This is a genomic window from Enterobacter cloacae complex sp. BZL2005 (genome assembly GCF_049238885.1).
Classification (GTDB): Bacteria; Pseudomonadota; Gammaproteobacteria; order Enterobacterales; family Enterobacteriaceae; genus Enterobacter; species Enterobacter roggenkampii.
The window spans coordinates 43,472-63,904 of the sequence record NZ_JBMKGI010000016.1; the positions used below are offsets into that span (position 1 = coordinate 43,472).

The 20,433-nt window shown below is 56.6% G+C and carries 22 protein-coding genes; 15 read left to right on the forward strand and 7 right to left on the reverse strand.

The annotated features are described in order from the left end of the window. Nucleotides 1–237: 237 nt before the first annotated feature. On the forward strand, nucleotides 238–1,074 hold the full coding sequence (gene fdhD / locus ACOTXI_RS20585; protein ID WP_023326326.1) for a formate dehydrogenase accessory sulfurtransferase FdhD: 837 nt from the start codon (nucleotides 238–240) through the stop codon (nucleotides 1,072–1,074). Between the two features lie 114 nt (nucleotides 1,075–1,188). After that, complete coding sequence (locus ACOTXI_RS20590; protein ID WP_008501827.1) at nucleotides 1,189–1,401, forward strand: DUF1471 domain-containing protein; 213 nt, start codon at nucleotides 1,189–1,191, stop codon at nucleotides 1,399–1,401. A 40-nt stretch (nucleotides 1,402–1,441) separates the two neighbouring features. Here ACOTXI_RS20590 and ACOTXI_RS20595 read toward each other — a convergent pair whose 3' ends face one another. Together ACOTXI_RS20595 and ACOTXI_RS20600 are read right to left on the reverse strand one after the other, a co-directional pair. Next, entirely contained in the window at nucleotides 1,442–1,765 is a 324-nt protein-coding gene (locus ACOTXI_RS20595; RefSeq protein ID WP_021242796.1) for an AzlD domain-containing protein, read from the reverse strand. Continuing rightward, complete coding sequence (locus ACOTXI_RS20600; RefSeq protein WP_023293608.1) at nucleotides 1,765–2,424, reverse strand: AzlC family ABC transporter permease; 660 nt, start codon at nucleotides 2,422–2,424, stop codon at nucleotides 1,765–1,767. The genes ACOTXI_RS20595 and ACOTXI_RS20600 overlap by 1 nt, the downstream gene beginning before the upstream one ends. 102 nt (nucleotides 2,425–2,526) lie before the next feature. On the opposite strand from ACOTXI_RS20600, the gene ACOTXI_RS20605 reads away from it, so the two are divergent. The 6 genes from ACOTXI_RS20605 (at nucleotide 2,527) to yiiM (ending at nucleotide 9,154) form a co-directional block, all read left to right on the forward strand. Further along, entirely contained in the window at nucleotides 2,527–3,075 is a 549-nt protein-coding gene (locus ACOTXI_RS20605; RefSeq protein WP_021242797.1) for a helix-turn-helix domain-containing protein, read from the forward strand. A gap of 17 nt (nucleotides 3,076–3,092) precedes the next feature. Next, entirely contained in the window at nucleotides 3,093–4,088 is a 996-nt protein-coding gene (locus ACOTXI_RS20610; protein ID WP_023345118.1) for a LacI family DNA-binding transcriptional regulator, read from the forward strand. 103 nt (nucleotides 4,089–4,191) lie between these two features. Further along, nucleotides 4,192–6,315 carry an alpha-galactosidase gene (locus ACOTXI_RS20615; RefSeq protein ID WP_058654050.1) on the forward strand — a complete coding sequence of 708 codons (2,124 nt, stop codon included), beginning with the start codon at nucleotides 4,192–4,194 and terminating at the stop codon, nucleotides 6,313–6,315. Nucleotides 6,316–6,359: 44 nt separating this feature from the next. After that, complete coding sequence (locus ACOTXI_RS20620) at nucleotides 6,360–7,625, forward strand: MFS transporter (protein WP_021242800.1); 1,266 nt, start codon at nucleotides 6,360–6,362, stop codon at nucleotides 7,623–7,625. 162 nt (nucleotides 7,626–7,787) lie between these two features. Then, entirely contained in the window at nucleotides 7,788–8,408 is a 621-nt protein-coding gene (gene sodA / locus ACOTXI_RS20625; RefSeq protein ID WP_003861999.1) for a superoxide dismutase [Mn], read from the forward strand. Between the two features lie 71 nt (nucleotides 8,409–8,479). Further along, complete coding sequence (gene yiiM / locus ACOTXI_RS20630; RefSeq protein ID WP_008501820.1) at nucleotides 8,480–9,154, forward strand: 6-hydroxyaminopurine reductase; 675 nt, start codon at nucleotides 8,480–8,482, stop codon at nucleotides 9,152–9,154. Nucleotides 9,155–9,207: 53 nt separating this feature from the next. Here yiiM and cpxA read toward each other — a convergent pair whose 3' ends face one another. Both cpxA and cpxR read right to left on the reverse strand, forming a co-directional pair. Then, a complete protein-coding gene (gene cpxA, locus ACOTXI_RS20635; RefSeq protein WP_003862003.1) occupies nucleotides 9,208–10,581 on the reverse strand; it encodes an envelope stress sensor histidine kinase CpxA in 1,374 nt (457 codons plus the stop codon). Further along, the gene (gene cpxR / locus ACOTXI_RS20640; protein ID WP_006179159.1) at nucleotides 10,578–11,276 is read right to left on the reverse strand and encodes an envelope stress response regulator transcription factor CpxR; all 699 of its coding nucleotides are present in this window, start codon (nucleotides 11,274–11,276) and stop codon (nucleotides 10,578–10,580) included. Before cpxR ends, cpxA begins: the two co-directional genes overlap by 4 nt. A gap of 150 nt (nucleotides 11,277–11,426) precedes the next feature. On the opposite strand from cpxR, the gene cpxP reads away from it, so the two are divergent. From cpxP to ACOTXI_RS20670, 6 genes are all read left to right on the forward strand, one after another. Then, entirely contained in the window at nucleotides 11,427–11,933 is a 507-nt protein-coding gene (gene cpxP / locus ACOTXI_RS20645) for a cell-envelope stress modulator CpxP (RefSeq protein ID WP_045336228.1), read from the forward strand. A 153-nt stretch (nucleotides 11,934–12,086) separates the two neighbouring features. After that, nucleotides 12,087–12,980 (forward strand): CDF family cation-efflux transporter FieF, encoded by an 894-nt coding sequence (gene fieF, locus ACOTXI_RS20650; RefSeq protein ID WP_058654110.1) that lies wholly within the window; start codon nucleotides 12,087–12,089, stop codon nucleotides 12,978–12,980. Between the two features lie 174 nt (nucleotides 12,981–13,154). Further along, on the forward strand, nucleotides 13,155–14,117 hold the full coding sequence (gene pfkA / locus ACOTXI_RS20655) for a 6-phosphofructokinase (protein ID WP_008501816.1): 963 nt from the start codon (nucleotides 13,155–13,157) through the stop codon (nucleotides 14,115–14,117). Between the two features lie 216 nt (nucleotides 14,118–14,333). Continuing rightward, the gene (locus ACOTXI_RS20660; RefSeq protein WP_021242803.1) at nucleotides 14,334–15,323 is read left to right on the forward strand and encodes a sulfate ABC transporter substrate-binding protein; all 990 of its coding nucleotides are present in this window, start codon (nucleotides 14,334–14,336) and stop codon (nucleotides 15,321–15,323) included. A gap of 107 nt (nucleotides 15,324–15,430) precedes the next feature. Next, the gene (locus ACOTXI_RS20665) at nucleotides 15,431–16,174 is read left to right on the forward strand and encodes a CDP-diacylglycerol diphosphatase (RefSeq protein WP_025912303.1); all 744 of its coding nucleotides are present in this window, start codon (nucleotides 15,431–15,433) and stop codon (nucleotides 16,172–16,174) included. A 73-nt stretch (nucleotides 16,175–16,247) separates the two neighbouring features. Then, entirely contained in the window at nucleotides 16,248–17,552 is a 1,305-nt protein-coding gene (locus ACOTXI_RS20670) for an SLC13 family permease (RefSeq protein ID WP_058654111.1), read from the forward strand. An 81-nt stretch (nucleotides 17,553–17,633) separates the two neighbouring features. Here ACOTXI_RS20670 and tpiA read toward each other — a convergent pair whose 3' ends face one another. Both tpiA and ACOTXI_RS20680 read right to left on the reverse strand, forming a co-directional pair. After that, nucleotides 17,634–18,401, reverse strand: coding sequence for a triose-phosphate isomerase (gene tpiA / locus ACOTXI_RS20675; protein WP_003862019.1), 768 nt, complete (start codon nucleotides 18,399–18,401; stop codon nucleotides 17,634–17,636). Nucleotides 18,402–18,512: 111 nt separating this feature from the next. Further along, a complete protein-coding gene (locus ACOTXI_RS20680; protein WP_021242806.1) occupies nucleotides 18,513–19,109 on the reverse strand; it encodes a DUF1454 family protein in 597 nt (198 codons plus the stop codon). 112 nt (nucleotides 19,110–19,221) lie between these two features. On the opposite strand from ACOTXI_RS20680, the gene ACOTXI_RS20685 reads away from it, so the two are divergent. Beyond that, the gene (locus tag ACOTXI_RS20685) at nucleotides 19,222–19,641 is read left to right on the forward strand and encodes a DUF805 domain-containing protein (protein ID WP_045416909.1); all 420 of its coding nucleotides are present in this window, start codon (nucleotides 19,222–19,224) and stop codon (nucleotides 19,639–19,641) included. On the opposite strand, the gene fpr is transcribed toward ACOTXI_RS20685, so the two are convergent. Next, a complete protein-coding gene (gene fpr, locus ACOTXI_RS20690; RefSeq protein WP_058654112.1) occupies nucleotides 19,642–20,388 on the reverse strand; it encodes a ferredoxin--NADP(+) reductase in 747 nt (248 codons plus the stop codon). It abuts the gene before it with no gap. Nucleotides 20,389–20,433 lie beyond the last annotated feature (45 nt).

The following is a 20,433-nucleotide window of genomic DNA, read 5'->3' on the forward strand; positions in this document are numbered from 1 at the left end:
CAGCTGTTCTAATGGCGTTAATACAAAGTGAACGTATTATCACCATGTTGATTATAAAGTGTGATATTGATCACGTTAACAGCTCTGCATGTTAAAGCGGTGTAGCCGGTGGCAGGTTGCACCCCTGCTAAATGAGTAGGAGAATGGTTGTCGAAAAGTTGATCCATACTATGCGTACAGCCTGTGGTTTATGCTGCAATAGCACGCTCGCTTCCGTGGTTGTTCAGGAATACCGCTGTGTCTAAACAAAACCGTGATCCCCACTCGTCACCCCTGCCTGCCGGCATTGTGGAACTGTCGGTACACCGACCGCCCCACATAACCGATGCCATACCCGATTTTCTGGCCGAAGAAGTGCCCGTTGCGCTCGTTTACAACGGCATATCGCATGTGGTGATGATGGCGTCTCCGAAAGATCTTGAGCTGTTCGCCATCGGTTTTTCCCTCTCGGAAGGCATCATTGAGCATCCGCAAGATATCTATGGCATGGACGTGGTGCAGGCCTGCAACGGCCTGGAAGTGCAAATCGAGCTCTCCAGCCGCCGCTTTATGGGGCTGAAAGAGCGTCGACGCGCGCTGGCCGGACGTACCGGCTGCGGCGTGTGTGGCGTTGAGCAGCTCAACGATATTGGCAAACCTGTTTCACCACTGCCGTTTACTCAGACCTTTAATCTGGCGCACCTCGACCCTGCGCTTGAGCACCTCAACGATGTACAGCCTATCGGCCAGCTCAGCGGCTGCACGCACGCGGCGGCGTGGGTATTGCCGTCGGGAGAGATTGCCGGTGGGCATGAAGACGTGGGCCGCCACGTGGCGCTGGATAAGCTGCTCGGTCGTCGTGCGCGTGAAAGTGAGGTTTGGCAGCAGGGCGCCGCGCTCGTTTCCAGCCGCGCCAGCTATGAGATGGTGCAAAAATCGGCGATGTGCGGGGTGGAGATCCTGTTTGCCGTGTCGGCGGCAACGACGCTGGCGGTGGAGGTGGCCGAGCGCTGCAACCTGACGCTGGTGGGCTTTTGCAAGCCGGGAAGGGCAACCATTTATACCCATCCACAGCGATTAATAGTTAATCAGTAATTTTGAATGATAATAGCAAATCCTTCCGCTTTTAGTTGTTCGCGATGAGGTCTAGTATTTATCTCATCAAGGCACGGTGCCTTACCTAAACAACTTAATGAAAGGGTTTATATTATGAAAAGCATCAAAACTTTTGTCGCTGTAATCGCTCTGGCTACTTCTTTTGGTTCTTTCGCTGCGCAGACCGTAACCGCAACCGCCTCTACCATTGATGGTGCAGAAGCGAAAATCGCGGCTCAGGCTCAGGAAGCGGGTGCGTCATCATACAAAATTACCCAGGCATTCACCGGTAACCGCGTACACATGACTGCTGAACTGAACAAATAAGCGAGTCACACCGTCGAAAGAGCGCCCCCGGGGCGCTTTTTTAGTTTATGCCCGCCACGCGCAGCAATGCCGTCACCACTGCCGCGGCCACAATGACCACGATTAACGGCATTTTCCGCCAGGCCAAAAACACCGCAAACGCTACGCCCAGCACGCGCGCCATGCCCGCGAAGTGGTCTCCCTCATAAAAGGTGGTCGCCAGCGCCACGGAGAACAGCAATACCGTTGCCGCATCTGACAGCAGCGCCTGAGAACGCTCCGACAACGCCAGCCGGTTGCCGAGTTTGGCGCCGCCAAGGCGCATTAAATAGGTTCCGGCAGAAAGAATGGCGATGCCGAGAATAAAGACTGTCATGTTTTCCATTATTTTTTCCTCGCGGCAAGACCGAGTAAAGAGAGCAGTACCGGTAATCCCACCGGGGCAAACGGCACGGCGGCCAGCGATAACACGGCGCCGCTGCAGGCGCGGATCAGCGTGGTACGGTTTTTAAAAGCGGGAACCACTAATGCCAGCAGAATGGCCGGAAATACCGCATCCAGCCCGATGGTTTCTGGGTCCGGCAGCAGCTTGCCGACCATAGCCCCCAGCAGCGCGCCAAGCGGCCAGACGAGGGCGACGCCTAAGCCGCACAGCCAGTAGGCGGCTTTACGCTGCTCGGCGGTTTTTTGCGACAGGCCAAACACCACGCTTTCATCGTTCATGATGTGGCAGCCCAGCAGGCTCAGACCGCGCTTGCCCACCAGCTCACGCACCGTCACGCCAAACGGCACGTGCCGGGCGTTGACCAGCAAACCTGCCGCCGCGGCCGCCAGCGGATTGCCGCCGCTCGCCACGATGCCGATAAACATGAACTCAGACGCGCCCGCCAGCACGGTAATGGAGAGCACAAACGGCACCCAGACCGGGAAACCGTAGGCCATCGCCAGCGAGCCGTAGGACATCCCGACCACGCCCACCGCGAGGCAGACCAGGATGATTGCTTTTATGGTGTCGCCTTTCAGACAAGAGAGATGATGCTTCATACAATTTTAGCCATATCGAACGTGTATCCATTATAATGAACGCAACGAAACTGATTTTCAAGACGAACGAATCGTTCGTTTTATAGAACGCGAGGCCGTTATATGACGCAGCCGATCAGCCTGATCGCCAAAAGTCTGGTGCGAGAACGCCTGCGAACCGGGCTTTCACTGGCGGAAATTGCCCGCCGTGCCGGGATCGCAAAATCCACGCTTTCCCAGCTGGAGTCCGGCAACGGTAACCCTAGCCTGGAAACGCTGTGGTCGCTCTGCGTGGCGCTGGATATTCCTTTCGCCCGTTTGCTTGAGCCGCAGCTACCGACCACGCAGGTGATCCGCCGTGGAGAAGGGACAAAAGTGGTGGCTGGAGAGGCTAACTATGAAGCCATTTTACTGGCGGCATGCCCTCCCGGCGCGCGCCGCGATGTCTATCTTCTGATGACCCAACCGGGTGCAGACCGTCTTTCTCAGCCGCATCCGCCGGGCTCGGTGGAACATATTATTGTGACGCAGGGGCGGGCGCTGGTCGGCCTGCTCGACGCGGCGGAAGAGCTCGGCGCAGGGGATTACATTTGTTATCCCGCCGACCAGCCGCACATCTTCAAGGCCCTGGAGCCAGACACTTACGCGCTGCTGGTGGCGGAACAAAACTAACAGAGATACGGAAACTCATGTCGCTTAAAGCCATTGCCAAAGAACTGGGGCTGTCAGTCACCACCGTCAGCCGCGCCCTTAACGGATATGACGACGTTTCTGACGAGACGCGCGCTCGCGTAGAAGCGGAGGCCCAGCGACGCGGCTATCGGCCTAACACCTTCGCCCGTCGTCTGAAGATGGGCAAAATCGACGCCGTTGGGCTGGTGTTCCCGGTCCATCCTGTTCCGCTCAATAACAGCGTATTTATGGACATGGTGGGTGAGATTAGCCACGAGCTGGCGCGACATGAAATCGACCTGCTGCTCATCGCAGACGACGATCTGGCGGATAAGCACAGCTACATGCGGATGGTGCAAAGCCGCCGCGTGGATGCGCTGATCGTGGCACACACGCTGGATCGCGATCCGCGACTTGAGCAACTGCAGGCCGCCGGATTCCCCTTTCTGGCGCTTGGTCGCAGCCAGCTGCCGCAGCCGTACGCGTGGTTCGACTTCGACAACTATGCCGGTACGTACAATGCTACCCGCTGGCTGATCGGAAAAGGCCATCAGCGCATTGCCCTGCTGGGCGAAAGCAACAATCAGGCATTCATCACCCAGCGTCGTCAGGGCTATCTGGACGCGTTGCGGGAAGCCGGGCTTTCCAGCGAATGGCTGCGCGCCATGCCCCCTTCACGCCGGGTGGGGTATGCCACCACGAAAGAGCTTCTCTCGCTGTCGCAGCCGCCCACGGCCATCATTACCGACTGCAACACTCACGGCGACGGCGCGGCGATGGCGCTGGCGGAGCTGGGCCGCCTGACCGGCGAGAACGCCGTTGCGCTGGTGGTTTATGACGGGCTTCCGCAGGATAGCATCGTCGATGCTGACGTGGCGGCAGTGATCCAGTCCACCCGTCAGGGCGTCGGGAAACAGATTGCCGATATGGTTCGCCAGCTGATCAACGGCGAGGCGATTGAGCAGCTCCAGGTACTCTGGCAGCCCGAATTCTCTCCCGGCCAGACGGCCTGAATCTCTCCATTTTCTAAACCCGATCACAAATCCGAAACGTTTTGGTTTGTATCCGAAACGTTTCGGATCAAAACTCAGGGCATCCCATGACAGGAGATGTCTGATGCAAGATTCCATTTTACGACTCGAAAGCGCGACGGTGGATGTGGTGATAAAAACGCACTCGTTCGTCGAAATTATCTACTGGGGGCCGCATCTTCAGTACTTTTCGCCGCAGAATGCTGAAACCCTTTCCCGGCCAGTTGCCAACGGCAGGCTGGATGTGGATTCTCCGGTCACGCTGATGGCCGAGCTGGGGCACGGCCTGTTTGGGTCGCCCGGTATTGAAGGGCATCGTCTGGGCCGGGACGGTTCGCCTGTCTTTAGCACCACAGACGTCCAGCAGCAGGGCCAAACCCTGACGATTACGGCAGAAGATGAACATGCGGGCCTGCGGCTGACCAGCGAGCTGACGCTGGACGCCAGCGGCGTGCTGGCGGTGCGTCACGGCTTAACCAACCTGAAAGCGCAGGCGTGGCAGGTGGACCGTTTTGCCATAACGCTACCCGTGGCCGAACGCGCACGGGAGGTGATGGCCTTCCACGGGCGCTGGATCCGGGAATTTCAGCCGCACCGCGTGACGCTTGAACACGACAGCTTTGTGATTGAAAACCGCCGGGGTAAAACCTCCCATGAACACTTCCCGGCGCTGATTTCGGGTACGCCGTCGTTCAGCGAAATGCACGGCGACGTCTGGGGCGTGCATCTGGGCTGGAGCGGCAACCACCGCCTGCGTGCGGAAGCCAAAACCGACGGCCGCCGCTATCTGCAGGCTGAAGCCCTCTACCTGCCGGGCGAAATGGCGATTGAGGAGGGCGACACGCTCTGGACGCCGCGCCTGTATGCAAGCTACTCCGCACAGGGCCTGAACGGCATGAGCCAGCAGTTTCACCAGTACCTTCGCGACAACGTTATCCGCTTCCCCGAAAACAAACCGCGCCCGGTTCACCTCAATACCTGGGAAGGCATCTACTTTAACCACGATCCGGACTACATCATGCGCATGGCCGACGAGGCGGCCGCGCTGGGCGTGGAGCGCTTTATCATCGACGACGGCTGGTTCAAAGGTCGCAACGACGACTACGCCGCGCTGGGTGACTGGTATCTGGACGAGAAGAAGTACCCGAACGGCCTCACGCCGGTCATCAGCCATGTGAAACAGCTCGGCATGGCGTTTGGCATCTGGGTTGAGCCGGAGATGATTAACCCGGATTCCGATCTTTATCGTGCGCATCCCGACTGGGTGCTGGCGTTGCCCGGCTACAGGCAACATACCGGGCGGCACCAGCTGGTGCTTAACCTGAACATTCCGCAGGCGTTTGATTACCTGGTGGAGCGCATGAGCTGGCTTCTGGGTGAACATGAGGTCGACTACGTGAAGTGGGACATGAACCGTGAGCTGGTACAGCCGGGTCACGACGGGAAGGCCGCCGCCGACGCGCAAACCCGCCAGTTTTATCGTCTGCTGGACGTGCTGGGCAAGCGTTTCCCGCACGTCGAATTTGAATCCTGCTCCTCCGGCGGGGGGCGAATTGATTATGAGGTGCTGACGCGCTGCCACCGCTTCTGGGCCTCGGACAACAACGATGCGCTGGAGCGCAACGCTATCCAGCGCGGCATGAGCTATTTCTTCCCGCCGGAGGTGATGGGGGCGCATATCGGTCATCATAAATGTCACGCCACCTTCCGCCAGCACAGTATTGAATTCCGCGGTCTGACGGCCCTGTTTGGCCATATGGGGCTGGAACTGGATCCCCTCACCGTTGATGAGCAGGAGCGCGAAGGTTATCGCCGTTACGCCGCGCTGTATAAGCAGTGGCGCGAGGTTATCCATCAGGGCACCCACTGGCGCGTGGATATGCCGGATGCCACTACGCTGGCACAGGGTATTGTGAGCGAAGATAAAACGCAGGGACTGTTTATCGTCAGCCAGCTCGCCATGCCGGACTACACGTTGATGATGCCGCTGCGCATGCCGGGACTTGAGGCCAGCGCGCAGTATCGTATTTCGCTGCTCGATCACCCTGATATTCGCATCACCGGTGAGGGAGGCCATACCATGCGCAAGCTGCCGGCATGGATGGAGACCCCGCAAACGGCGAGCGGTGAGTGGCTGATGCAGGCGGGCATTGCGCTGCCGATTCTCGATCCGGAAAGCGCCATCCTGATTGGCGTGGAACGCGTGTAAAGGTGACGGGCCGGGAAACTGGCCCTCCGTTGAGGATAAAAATAATGAACACAACAACCTGTACCCACAAAGACAACCCTAATTTCTGGATATTCGGGCTGTTCTTCTTTCTCTACTTTTTCATCATGGCCACCTGCTTTCCGTTCCTGCCGATCTGGCTGTCGGATATCATCGGCCTCAATAAAACCCATACCGGCATCGTCTTCTCCTGCATCTCACTCTCGGCCATTGCCTTCCAGCCGGTGCTTGGGGTGATCTCGGATAAACTGGGGCTGAAAAAACACCTGCTGTGGATCATCTCCGTGCTGCTGTTCCTGTTTGCCCCTTTCTTCCTCTACGTCTTTGCGCCGTTACTGAAAGCTAACATCTGGCTGGGCGCGCTGAGCGGCGGCATTTATATCGGCTTTGTCTTTTCGGCGGGCTCAGGAGCCATTGAGGCCTACATTGAACGCGTGAGCCGTAACAGTTTCTTTGAGTACGGCAAGGCGCGCATGTTTGGCTGCCTCGGCTGGGGGCTGTGCGCCTCAACGGGCGGGATCCTGTTCGGCATCGATCCGTCGTATGTTTTCTGGATGGGTTCGGGGGCGGCGCTGCTGTTGATGCTATTGCTGGTGGTCGCAAAGCCAAGACCCAACCAGACGGCGCAGGTGATGAATGCGCTGGGTGCCAACCAGCCGCAGATCACCGCGAAAACGGTCTTTAGCCTGTTCCGCCAGCGCAGAATGTGGATGTTTATTCTGTACGTGATTGGCGTGGCCTGCGTCTACGACGTCTTCGACCAGCAGTTTGCTACCTTCTTCAAAACGTTCTTCGCCACGCCGCAGGAGGGCACTCGCGCCTTTGGTTTTGCGACCACTGCCGGGGAAATCTGCAACGCGATCATCATGTTTTGTTCACCGTGGATCATTAACCGCATCGGCGCGAAAAACACGCTGCTCATCGCCGGGGTGATTATGGCGACGCGCATTATTGGCTCGTCGTTTGCCACCACCGCCGTAGAAGTGATTGCCCTGAAGATGCTGCACGCGCTGGAGGTACCGTTCCTGCTGGTAGGGGCCTTCAAGTACATCACCGGGGTGTTTGATACGCGTCTTTCGGCGACTATCTATCTGATTGGCTTCCAGTTCGCGAAACAGTCGGCGGCGATTTTTCTCTCCGCGTTTGCCGGGAATATGTATGACCGGATCGGTTTCCAGGAGACGTACCTGATGCTGGGCTGTTTCGTGCTGGCGATTACGGTGGTGTCGGCGTTTACGCTCAGCAGCAGGGAGGAGATAGCGGCGGGCAATAAGGCGCTAGAAGTCCATTAACACCCTGAACCCATTCACTATTCCGGCGTTGGTCAAAAAATGAATAACCTTATAAAAACTACGGCATTGATAATCATTTTCAATATCATTTAATTAACTATAATGAACCAACTGCTTACGCGGCATTAACAGCTGTGCCGCCCGACAATAATGGAGAGGATTATGAGTTATACACTGCCATCCCTGCCGTATGCCTACGACGCACTGGAACCGCATTTCGACAAGCAGACGATGGAAATCCATCACACTAAACACCACCAGACCTATGTGAATAACGCGAACGCCGCGCTGGAAAGCCTGCCTGAGTTCGCTAACCTGCCTGTTGAAGAGCTGATCACCAAGCTGGACCAGCTGCCAGCGGACAAGAAAACCGTGCTGCGCAACAACGCGGGCGGTCACGCTAACCATAGCCTGTTCTGGAAAGGCCTGAAAACCGGTACTACCCTGCAGGGCGACCTGAAAGCGGCTATCGAGCGCGACTTCGGTTCCGTTGATAACTTCAAAGCGGAGTTCGAGAAAGCCGCTGCAACCCGCTTCGGCTCTGGCTGGGCGTGGCTGGTACTGAAAGGTGACAAACTGGCCGTGGTTTCTACCGCGAACCAGGACTCCCCGCTGATGGGTGAAGCGATCTCTGGCGCATCCGGCTTCCCAATCCTGGGTCTGGACGTGTGGGAACACGCTTACTACCTGAAATTCCAGAACCGTCGCCCGGACTACATTAAAGCGTTCTGGGACGTGGTGAACTGGGACGAAGCAGCAGCGCGTTTCGCCGCTAAAAAATAAGGTTGCATTGACGCCTGTGAGAAGCGAGTCTGATGGCTCGCTTTTTTTGTATCTGCGTAATGGAGGCAGCGATGCATTATCCGGTGAATGTATTTACAGGCAAGGTAAGGGAGTACGACGGCAGCCGCCCGAGCGCCATCGCCAAAATTCAGGTCGACGGTGAGCTGACGTTAACCGACCTCGGGCTTGCGGGTGACGAGCAGGCCGAAAAGAAGATCCACGGCGGGCCGGAGCGCGCGCTGTGCCACTATCCGCGCGAGCACTATCAGCACTGGAAGGCGGAGTTCCCCGAGCAGGCGGATCTCTTCGTTGCTCCCGCGTTTGGTGAAAATCTCTCCACTGAAGGGCTCACCGAAAAGAACGTGTTTATTGGTGATATCTACCGCTGGGGCGATGCCCTGATTCAGGTGACGCAGCCGCGCTCGCCGTGCTTCAAGCTCAACTACCATTTCGGCATTCATGACATGTCGGCTCAGATGCAAAGCGCGGGTAAAACCGGCTGGCTGTACCGGGTGGTGCTGGCTGGGCAGGTTTCAGCGGATGCGCCGCTTGAGCTGGTATCACGCCTGAGTGAGGTGTCTGTTTACGATGCCTGCGCCATTGCGTGGCATATGCCGTTTGATGACGAGCAGTATCATCGCCTGCTGTCGGCGGCGGGGCTGTCGACCAGCTGGACAAGAACGATGCAGAAACGGCGTTTAAGCAGCAAGATCGAGGATAATTCGCGGAGGTTGTGGGGAAAATAGACCTCCGTAAAAAGTAGGCCGGGTAAGGCGAAGCCGCCACCCGGCACTAACAGCTACGAACGCTTATACAACGGTAGCCACAGCGTTAACCGCAGCCCACCCAGCGGGCTGTCGTCGGCTTTCACCCAGCCGCGGTGCTGCTGCATGGCGGTTTCCACAATCGCCAGCCCCAGTCCCGTACCGCCCGATTCCCGGTCGCGCGCCTCGTCGGTGCGGTAGAACGGACGGAAAATCTGCTCGCGGTCTTCCGGGCTGACGCCAGGACCGTCGTCGTCGACGATGACGGTGATCCCGTCTTTATCCACCGAGAACGCCACCTCAATCTTCGTGTGCGAGTAGCGCAGGGCGTTACGCACGATATTTTCCAGCGCGCTTTCCAGCGCGTTGGGGTTACCGTACAGCGGCCATGGACCCGGCGGGAAGTTAACGGTGAAGGATTTGCCCATCTGCTCCGCTTCGAACGCCGCGTTATCCAGCACTTCATGCCACAGATGATTGGCTTTCACCGTTTCGCTCACCAGCGCGTTTTTCTGCTGATTGCGCGACATGACCAGCAGGTCGTTGATCATGCTGTCCAGACGATGCGCTTCGGTTTCGATGCGCTCCAGCTCTTTGCTTTCTCCGCTGCGGCGGCGCAGCAGGGCGGTGCCCAGCTGTAAGCGCGTGAGCGGGGTACGCAGTTCGTGCGAGATATCCGACAGCAGGCGCTGCTGGGCCGTCATCATGCGATCGAGCGCGCTCACCATCTGGTTAAAACTGGTCCCGGCGGCCAGGAACTCCTGCGGTCCGGACTCCAGTTCCGGGTGCTGCCTCAGGTTGCCCTGCGCCACTTCGTCGGCGGCGTTTTTCAGCTTACGTGCGGGTTTTGCCAGGCTCCACGCCAGCCATAACAGCAGCGGCGAGCTGACCAGCATCGTGACAATCAGCAGCAGGAGAGGGCGGTCAAACAGCAGGTTGATAAAATCGGACTGGGAGCTGCTTGCGGGGCGAATCAGGTAGAGCTGATAGTTATCCTCGCCATCTCTGACGGAGAACGGCCCCACCATCTCTACACGGCCATATTTTTTCTTCTGGGGGTGATCGGCATTATCTGCCTGGCCAATGAAGTTGCGGATGATCTGCATTTCATTGCGATCGGCGCCAATCACGCGGCCTTCGCTGGTCACCAGCAGCAGGCGTTGTCCGGGCGGCGCCCACTTGTCGATAGCGCGAAATAGCCTGCGCCACCACATCAAATCGTTTGGCGGATCGTTTGCCAGCTCGGCTTCCACGTGCTGCTCGATCATCACGCCCTGACGTTGCTCGCTGTCGAGCAGCTCCGTCATCTGGCGTGAGTCGAGTTTTGGCAACATCAGTACGAGCATTAAAACCAGTGCCAGCGTCAACCAGAAGATGGCGAAGATGCGGGCGGTTAAACTTCCTATCATGAAGCGGAAACCATCAGATAACCGCGACCACGCAGGGTTTTAAACCATGGGTGACCGTCTTTACGCTCCGGCAGCTTACGGCGCAGGTTAGAGATGTGCATGTCGATGGCGCGGTCAAACGGGGTAAGACGCTTGCCCAGCACTTCCTGACTTAAATGTTCACGCGATACCACCTGGCCGAGGTGCTGTGCCAGCAGATACAGCAGGGTGAACTCGGTGCCGGTGAGTTCGAGCGTCTGGCCATCAAAGCTCGCTTCCTGGCGGCCCGGATTCAGGCTCAGGGAGTCGACTTCAAGGGTCGGTGAACTGTTGTCTGTATTCTGCTGCTGCTCGCTCCAGTGGGAACGACGCAGGATCGCGCGAATACGGGCGACCAGTTCGCGGTCGTTAAACGGCTTCGGTAAATAGTCATCCGCGCCCAGCTCAAGGCCGAGTACGCGGTCGAGTTCGCTGCCGCGCGCGGTCAGCATGATAACGGGAGTCTGGTGTGTCTGGCGAAGCTCTTTCAGCGTATCAATGCCGTTTTTCTTCGGCATCATCACGTCGAGCAAAAGTAAATCGATGCTGTCGTCAAGGAGACTCAGCGCCTGCTCGCCATCATGGGCAACCAGGACGTTGAAACCTTCCATGTCGAGCAACTCCTTTAAAAGGGATGTGAGCTCTCGGTCATCATCAACTAACAGGATTTTATTCATTGTTTAAATACCTCCGAGGCAGAAATTACGACATCAAGGCTGTCTAATCCATGACTTTACGTTGTTTTACACCCCCTGACGCATGTTTGCAGCCTGAATCGTAGACTGTCTCTCGTTGAATCGCGACACGAAAGATTTTGGGAGCAAGTGATGCGCAAAGTTACCGCTGCCGTCATGGCCTCAACGCTGGCGTTCAGTGCGTTTAGCCAGGCTGCTGTAGCTATCATCAGCGATAACGGTTCCTCACAAGAGGACACAACGCAGCACAGTAGCCAAAGCCATATGTTTGACGGCATAAGTTTAACCGAACATCAGCGTCAACAGATGCGAGATCTGATGCAGAGGGCGAGACACGACCAGCCCCCTGTTAATGTTAGCGAAATGGAGACAATGCATCGCCTTGTCACCGCAGAAAATTTTGACGAAAGCGCTGTGCGCGCTCAGGCCGAAAAAATGGCACAGGAACAGGTTGCTCGCCAGGTAGAGATGGCGAAGGTCCGCAACCAGATGTTCCACCTGCTAACGCCGGAGCAGCAAGCGGTTTTGAACACCAAACATCAGCAGCGTATGGATCAGCTGCGTGAGGTTGCACGGATGCAGCGAAGCTCAGAAACCTCGTTTTTCAGTAGCAATAGCAGTACCCGTAGTAACCAGTAAACCCTGTTTTCCTTGCCATAGACACCATCCCTGTCTTCCCCCACATGATGTGGGGTTTTTTTTTGCCCCACATTCTGGTTTGTTAACCGTTTATTCATCCTTCGACTCCACATGCTTCCGTTATACTAGCGGCATGACATGACAGGAGCGTTTATGAATCAATCCTATGGAAGACTGGTCAGCCGGGCCGCCATCGCGGCGACCGTCATGGCATCCAGCCTGTTACTGATTAAAATCTTTGCCTGGTGGTATACCGGCTCGGTCAGTATTCTGGCGGCGCTGGTGGATTCGCTGATGGACATTGCCGCCTCATTGACCAACCTGCTGGTCGTACGTTACTCGCTGCAGCCAGCGGATGAAGAGCACACCTTTGGGCACGGTAAAGCGGAGTCGCTGGCCGCGCTGGCGCAAAGCATGTTCATATCCGGTTCTGCGCTGTTCCTGTTTCTCACCGGCATACAGCATCTCGTCTCGCCGACACCGATGAACGATCCCGGCGTCGGCGTCGTTGTGACGGTCGTTGCACTTATTTGCACACTTGTTCTGGTAACGTTCCAGCGCTGGGTCGTTCGCAAAACGCAAAGTCAGGCCGTACGGGCGGATATGCTTCATTATCAATCTGATGTTATGATGAATGGGGCTATTCTTATTGCGCTCGGTCTGGCCTGGTATGGCTGGCATCGGGCCGATGCGTTGTTTGCGTTAGGGATTGGTATCTATATTTTATATAGCGCCCTGCGGATGGGGTATGAAGCAGTGCAATCGCTGCTTGACCGCGCCCTCCCGGACTCAGAACGTAATGAAATTTTTTCTATCGTGACCGCCTGGCCCGGCGTCAGCGGTGCACACGATCTTCGAACGCGGCAGTCAGGGCCGACCCGCTTTATTCAGATTCATATTGAAATGGAAGACAACCTGCCACTGGTTCAGGCTCACGTGATTGCTGAGCAGGTCGAGCAGGCGATTTTGCAGCGTTTTCCTGGTTCAGACGTCATCATTCACCAGGATCCCTGCTCGGTTATACCCGGACATGTTGGGCTTTCGTAATTCGTTGTAAAAAAGTGAGCCAGGCCAGCATTTTGTGTATAAATTACCGCCATTTGGTCTGACCTGAATCAATTCAGCTGGAAGGGATTGATATACTATTTGCAGTATTCGTTGGTCGATAAGTTTCTTCCGGCAACAGATTTCAATTTTGCATTCCTAAGTTCAGAGGTAGTCATGATTAAGAAAATCGGTGTGTTGACAAGCGGCGGTGATGCGCCGGGCATGAACGCGGCAATTCGTGGGGTTGTCCGCGCGGCGCTGACGGAAGGTCTGGAAGTTTTTGGTATCTATGATGGTTACCTGGGTCTGTATGAAGACCGTATGGTTCAGCTCGACCGTTACAGCGTGTCTGACATGATCAACCGTGGCGGTACCTTCCTTGGGTCTGCGCGCTTCCCGGAATTCCGTGATGAACACGTTCGTGAAGTGGCTATCGAGAACATGAAAAAACGTGGACTGGACGCCCTGGTGGTTATCGGCGGTGACGGCTCGTACATGGGTGCAAAACGTCTGACTGAAATGGGCTTCCCGTGCATCGGTCTGCCGGGCACTATCGACAACGACATCAAAGGCACCGACTACACCATCGGTTACTTCACCGCGCTGGGCACCGTTGTGGAAGCGATTGACCGCCTGCGTGACACCTCTTCTTCCCACCAGCGTATCTCTATCGTTGAAGTGATGGGGCGTTACTGCGGTGACCTGACCCTGGCTGCGGCGATTGCGGGTGGCTGTGAATTTGTCGTGGTTCCGGAAGTGGAATTCAGCCGTGAAGATCTGGTAGCTGAAATCAAAGCCGGCATCGCGAAAGGCAAAAAACATGCGATCGTGGCTATCACCGAGCACATCTGTGACGTAGACGAGCTGGCGAAGTACATCGAAACCGAAACCAAGCGTGAAACCCGTGCAACCGTACTGGGGCACATCCAGCGTGGCGGTTCCCCTGGCCCGTATGACCGTATTCTGGCGTCCCGTATGGGCGCGTACGCAATCGAACTGCTGCTGCAGGGCCACGGCGGCCGCTGCGTCGGTATTCAGAACGAGAAACTGGTTCACCATGACATCATCGACGCGATTGAAAACATGAAGCGTCCGTTCAAAGGTGACTGGCTGGACTGCGCGAAAAAACTGTACTGATCGGCGTTTGGTTTGTGCCGGGTGGCGGCTTCGCCTTACCCGGCCTACAAAAGCACGACTCGTAGGCCGGGTAAGGCGTAGCCGCCACCCGGCTTTTTTATGCGTACACGCTTTTTTATTCCACTACGTTATAGCCAATCTTTTTTTATTCTTTAATCCTCGATTCGCTTTCTGGCACGCTGCATTCATCAAAACACTACACAAGAGAGCTGGGCGATGAATAAATGGGGCGTGGGTTTAACATTATTGCTGGCATCGACCAGCGTTCTGGCTAAGGATATCCAGTTACTGAACGTGTCATACGACCCGACGCGTGAACTGTATGAACAATACAACAAAGCGTTTGCGGCACACTGGAAGCAGGAAACCGGCGACAATGTCGTGGTTCGCCAGTCTCACGGTGGTTCTGGCAAGCAGGCGACCTCCGTCATCAACGGTATTGAAGCCGACGTGGTGACCCTGGCGCTGGCCTACGATGTTGACGCGATCGCCGAGCGTGGCCGTATCGACAAAAACTGGATCAAACGCCTGCCGGATAACTCCGCGCCCTACACCTCGACCATCGTTTTCCTGGTACGTAAAGGCAACCCGAAACAGATCCATGACTGGAATGACCTGATTAAGCCGGGCGTGTCAGTTATTACCCCTAACCCGAAAAGCTCCGGCGGCGCACGCTGGAACTATCTGGCCGCCTGGGGCTATGCATTGCACCACAACAACGGTGACCAGGCTAAAGCCCAGGAATTCGTGAAAGCGCTGTACAAAAACGTCGAAGTGCTGGACTCCGGCGCGCGCGGTGCAACCAACACCTTCGTCGAGCGCGGGATTGGCGACGTGCTGATCGCATGGGAAAACGAAGCCCTGCTGGCGACCAACGAACTGGGTAAAGATAAGTTTGAGATCGTGACCCCAAGCGAATCTATTCTGGCTGAGCCGACCGTCTCTGTTGTCGATAAAGTGGTTGAGAAGAAAGACACCAAAGCGGTGGCGGAAGCCTACCTGAAGTACCTCTACTCGCCGGAAGGTCAGGAGATTGCAGCGAAGAACTTCTATCGTCCACGCGATGCGGCTGTGGCGAAGAAATATGACGGCGAATTCCCGAAACTGAAGCTCTTCACCATTGATGATGTTTTCGGTGGCTGGACGAAAGCGCAGAAAGAGCACTTCTCTAACGGCGGCACCTTTGACCAGATCAGCCAGCGCTGAACATAAATAAACGACACGGTGACCCGGCGTGAGAAATCCGCCGGGTTTTTTATTTGGTCATCATTTTGCGTTACTCTTTTGCCTCTATTGAAAACAGGGAACGCGTCGTGAAAAAAATTATCTTATTGATCCTCATTGTCATCGCCCTTGCCGCTGGCGGCTGGTACTGGATGAAAGCGGGTAATCCGAATGCGTTGCGACATATCGTTCTCGACCAGTGCCTGCCGAATCAACTGCAACACCGTAACCCGGCACCGTGTGCGCAGGTGAAGCCTGACGCAGGCTATGTAGTCTTTAAAGACCGCAACGGGCCGCTGCAATATCTGCTGATGCCGACATATCGCATCAACGGCACCGAAAGCCCGCTGTTGACCGAAGCGCATACGCCGAACTTTTTCTGGCTGGCCTGGCAGTCGCGAAGCTTTATGACCCTGAAGCGTGGAAGCGAGGTGCCCGACAGCGCCATTTCGCTGACGATTAACTCGCCGACAGGGCGCACGCAGAACCATTTTCACATTCATATCTCCTGCCTGCGCCCGGACGTGCGCGAGAAGCTGAACGCGGCACAGGGAGACATCAGCACCCAGTGGCTGCCCCTTCCTGGCGGCCTGGAAGGGCATGAGTATCTTGCTCGTCGGGTGACGGAGAATGAACTGGTGCAGCGCAGCCCGTTCATGATGCTGGCTGAAGAACTGCCGGAAGCGCGCGACCATATGGGGCGCTTCGCGCTGGCAATGGCGCAGCAGTCAGATGGTTCGTTTGTGTTGCTGGCCACCGAGCGCAACCTGCTGATGCTTAACCGCGCGTCGGCTGAGGAACTGCAGGATCATCAATGCGCTATCCTTAATTGACCCCACCATAAATAGCGTTTACTCGCCCTGCCTGTCGCCGTAGACTTGCTGAAAAATTCTACAGGAGACAGGTATGTCGCTCTGGTCAACGTATCCTCTGTTGCTACCTTCACTGATTGTGGGCGTCACCATCGTACTATGGGCGACGTCGCTATTGCCTGAGTTCATTACCGCGCTGCTGTTCTTCACGGCGGCAATGACCGCGAAGATCGCCCCGCCGGAGACGATCTTCGGTGGTTTTGCCTCGTCGGCTTTCTGGCTGGTCTTCAGCGGATTCGTGCTCGGCGTGGCGATACGTAAAACCGGGCTGGCGGACCGGGCCGCCCGGGCGCTGTCGGCAAAGCTCACCGACTCCTGGGTATTAATGGTAGCGAGCGTGGTGCTGCTGAGCTATGCGCTGGCGTTTGTGATGCCGTCGAATATGGGACGTATTGCGCTGCTGATGCCGATTGTCGCCGCAATGGCGAAACGCGCCGGTATCGCTGACGGCTCCCGCGCCTGGTTTGGTCTGGCGCTGGCGGTAGGGTTCGGGACGTTCCAGCTTTCGGCGACGATTCTGCCCGCTAACGTGCCTAACCTGGTGATGAGCGGTGCGGCAGAAGGTTCGTACGGCATCCACCTGAACTATGTCCCGTATCTGCTGCTGCACACGCCGGTGCTGGGCATTCTCAAAGGCCTGATCCTGATTGGCCTGATCTGCTGGCTTTTTCCGGGTCATCCCAAACCCCCTCAGAAACAGGTGCCGTCTGAACCCATGGGCCGGGATGAAAAGCGTCTTGCCTGGCTGCTGGCGATAGTGCTGGGGATGTGGGTGACGGAGAGCTGGCACGGCGTGGGGCCCGCCTGGACCGGGCTGGCGGCGTCGGTCATCGTTATGCTGCCGCGCATCGGTTTTATCACCGGGGAGGAGTTTTCTGCGGGGGTGAATATGCGCACCTGCATCTACGTTGCCGGTATTCTGGGGCTGGCAATCGTCGTGACGCAAACCGGTATCGGAACGGCGGTGGGCGAGGCGTTGCTCCGCATTATGCCGCTGGATGCAGACCGGCCGTTCACCAGCTTCCTGGCGCTGACCGGTATTACCACCGCACTCAACTTCATCATGACCGCCAACGGCGTTCCGGCGCTGTATACCACCCTGGCGCAGAGCTTCTCGGATGCGACCGGCTTCCCGCTGCTGTCGGTGATCATGATTCAGGTGCTGGGCTATTCTACGCCGCTGCTGCCGTATCAGGCGTCGCCGATCGTGGTGGCGATGGGGTTAGGAAAAGTGCCTGCCAGGGCGGGGATGGTGCTCTGTCTGGCGCTGGCGGTGGCAACGTATCTGGTGCTGCTGCCGCTGGATTATCTGTGGTTTAGCCTGCTGGGACGGCTGTAAAAAAGCCCGGTGGCGCTAACGCTTACCGGGCCTAAAGAACCGTAGGGCGGGTTAGCAAAGCGCCACCCGCCACAAAGGCAATTACGCCTGTTTAGCCGCTTCTGCCGCTTTAACGATCACCGCGAAAGCGTCCGCTTTCAGGGATGCACCGCCAACCAGCGCGCCATCGATGTCTGGCTGGGTGAACAGCTCAGCAGCGTTAGACGCGTTAACGGAACCACCGTACTGGATGATCACTTGCTCAGCCACTTTGGCGTCAGCTTTCGCAATGTGGTCACGGATGAATTTGTGCACCGCCTGAGCCTGCGCAGGGGTGGCTGATTTGCCGGTACCGATCGCCCAGACTGGCTCGTAAGCGATAACCGCGCCTTCGAACGCTGCTGCGCCCTGCGTTTTCAGCACTGCGTCGATCTGACGTGCGCACACTTCTTCAGTTTTGCCCGCTTCGTTTTCTGCTTCGGTTTCACCGATGCACAGAACCGGGATCAGACCCTGCTCTTTCAGCACGGCGAATTTCTTCGCGATGAACTCGTCGGATTCTTTGTGATAGGTGCGACGCTCGGAGTGGCCGATGATGATGTATTTCGCGCCGATATCTTTCAGCATTTCAGCGGACGTTTCACCGGTGAACGCGCCAGACAGGTTAACGTCAACGTTCTGCGCGCCCAGAATGATGTGGCTGCCGTCAGCGGCACGTTTAGCCAGATCCAGGTACATATCCGGCGGAGCGATAGCAACCGCGCAGCCGGTCACGCCAGCCAGCTCTTTACGCAGGTTCGCAACCAGTTCGTTTACCATGTGGCGGCTGCCGTTCAGTTTCCAGTTACCCATCACTAAAGGATGTCGCATTTCAATTCTCCACGCTCAATAAGCGAATTAAGGAATATGGCCACCCTGTCGGGCAGCATGGTCTGTGAATCAGTATAGAGATTTTCCCTCGAAAGGCTTTGCTTTTTGTCATTAATTCGCCCCGCCGAGGGTGTCAGATAGTGCCAGCTTAATCGGTTCAACAGCGAAGGTCAGTCCTTTTTCGCCGTTGTCCGCCACCACATAGCGGATTGCGCCTTCGGTATCGGCGTAGTAACGCTTATTTTTACCGGCGGTGAGGAGTTTTTGCAGCTTTTGCTGGCTTTGCTTTTTCGTCAGCGCAGGGGTAAACGCCTGCAATACCGCGCTCATATACTCCAGCGCTTTCGCCTTCGCGGCTTTCTGCTCTGGCCCTTGTATCGGCAGCCAGGTGATTTGCATGCTTTTGATTTTTAACGTCCCGCGCTCCAGCGCCGTGGAGGCATACAAATTCTCGTTAATCTTGCTTGCCGCACGGGTCAGGGTAGGAGTGTCGCGGGGGCCATCAATGGCACGAAACTCATCCAGCGGCAGCGTGGGATTGGCCTGATTGAAGGCTTCACGAAACTGGCTGATAGACTGATCGAACGACGGTGCGCCCGCCAGCAGGTACGGTGCTGTGGTCGGGGCTGTGGTTTCGGCGGCGTGCAGGGTAAAACCCGCGCTGAGCAGCGCTAAACACAGGAATAGAGAATGTGCCGAACTTTTCATCAACATTGCCCCTGGCCGTAAGTGCTCATGATTAAAACGATATCTGGTCGGCTTGTCAAAAGGTCACAACTCCAGGGTAAAATGCGGGCTAAACGATAATAAGGAACCTTACATGACCATACAGCAGTGGCTGTTTTCATTCAAAGGGCGTATTGGACGCCGTGATTTCTGGATCTGGATGGTGACGTGGGTTGTCGCCATGCTGCTTCTGTTTTTCGTCGCCTATAACGCGTGGCTGAGCACGCAAACGGCGGCCTTCGCGCTGGTCTGCCTGCTCTGGCCAACGGCGGCTGTCGTGGTGAAACGCTTGCACGATCGCGGCCGCTCCGGCGCGTGGGCATTTCTGATTATTCTGGCGTGGATGCTGGTGGCGGGAAACTGGGCGATGCTTCCGTCCATCCTGCCGTGGGTAGTGGGTAGGATGGTGCCGAGCATTATCTTCGTGATGATGGTTGTCGATCTGGGCGCGTTTATTGGCACCCAGAGCGAAAACAAATACGGTAAAGACACCGTTGAGGTGAAATACCGCTGATCACCAGTAGTGTTCGGCGGTCATATGGCCCGGTCGGCGGCGAAGATGTTTCGTCATCTGCCGGGTATCCTTCAGAAGCTGCTGCGTGTCGCGTACCATCTGCGGGTTGCCACACAGCATGACGTGGCTGGTTTCAGCCGTCATCGGTAAACCCACCGCCTCTTCCAGGGCACCATTCTCAATTAACGCCGGCACGCGACCGGTCAGCGTTCCTGCTACGGTTTCGCGGCTGACCACCGTCTGAATCTTTAACTTTCCGCCGTACTGCTGTTCCAGCGTCTGCATCTGCGGCAGGTAGCTCAGGTCTGCGGCGTAGCGCGCAGCGTGAACCAGCACGATGTTTTTAAAACGCTCCAGGTCTTTGCCGTACTGCAAAATAGAGAGATAAGGGCCGATGGCCGTACCGGTTGCCAGCATCCAGAGCGTGTCACAATCCGGGATCTCTTCGAGCACAAAGAAGCCTGCTGCTTCACTCACGATTTGCACCTCGTCGCCGGGCTTTAGGGCGGCAAGGCGCGGGCTGAGTTTACCGTCAGGAACGGTGACCAGATAGAACTCGAGATCCGGGTTATCAGGCGCGTTAACGTAAGAGTAGGCGCGCTGCACGCGCTCGCCGTCGACATCCAGCCCCAGCTTCGCAAATTGCCCGGCTTTAAACGGGTGGACGGGAGCAAGCAGGGTGAGACTAAATAGCGCATCGGTCCAGAACTGTATCTTTGTGACTTTACCTGTTACCCAGTCCGCCATGATCTTCTCCTGTGCTGTTTCTCTGTTCTATCTTCCGTACTTAAC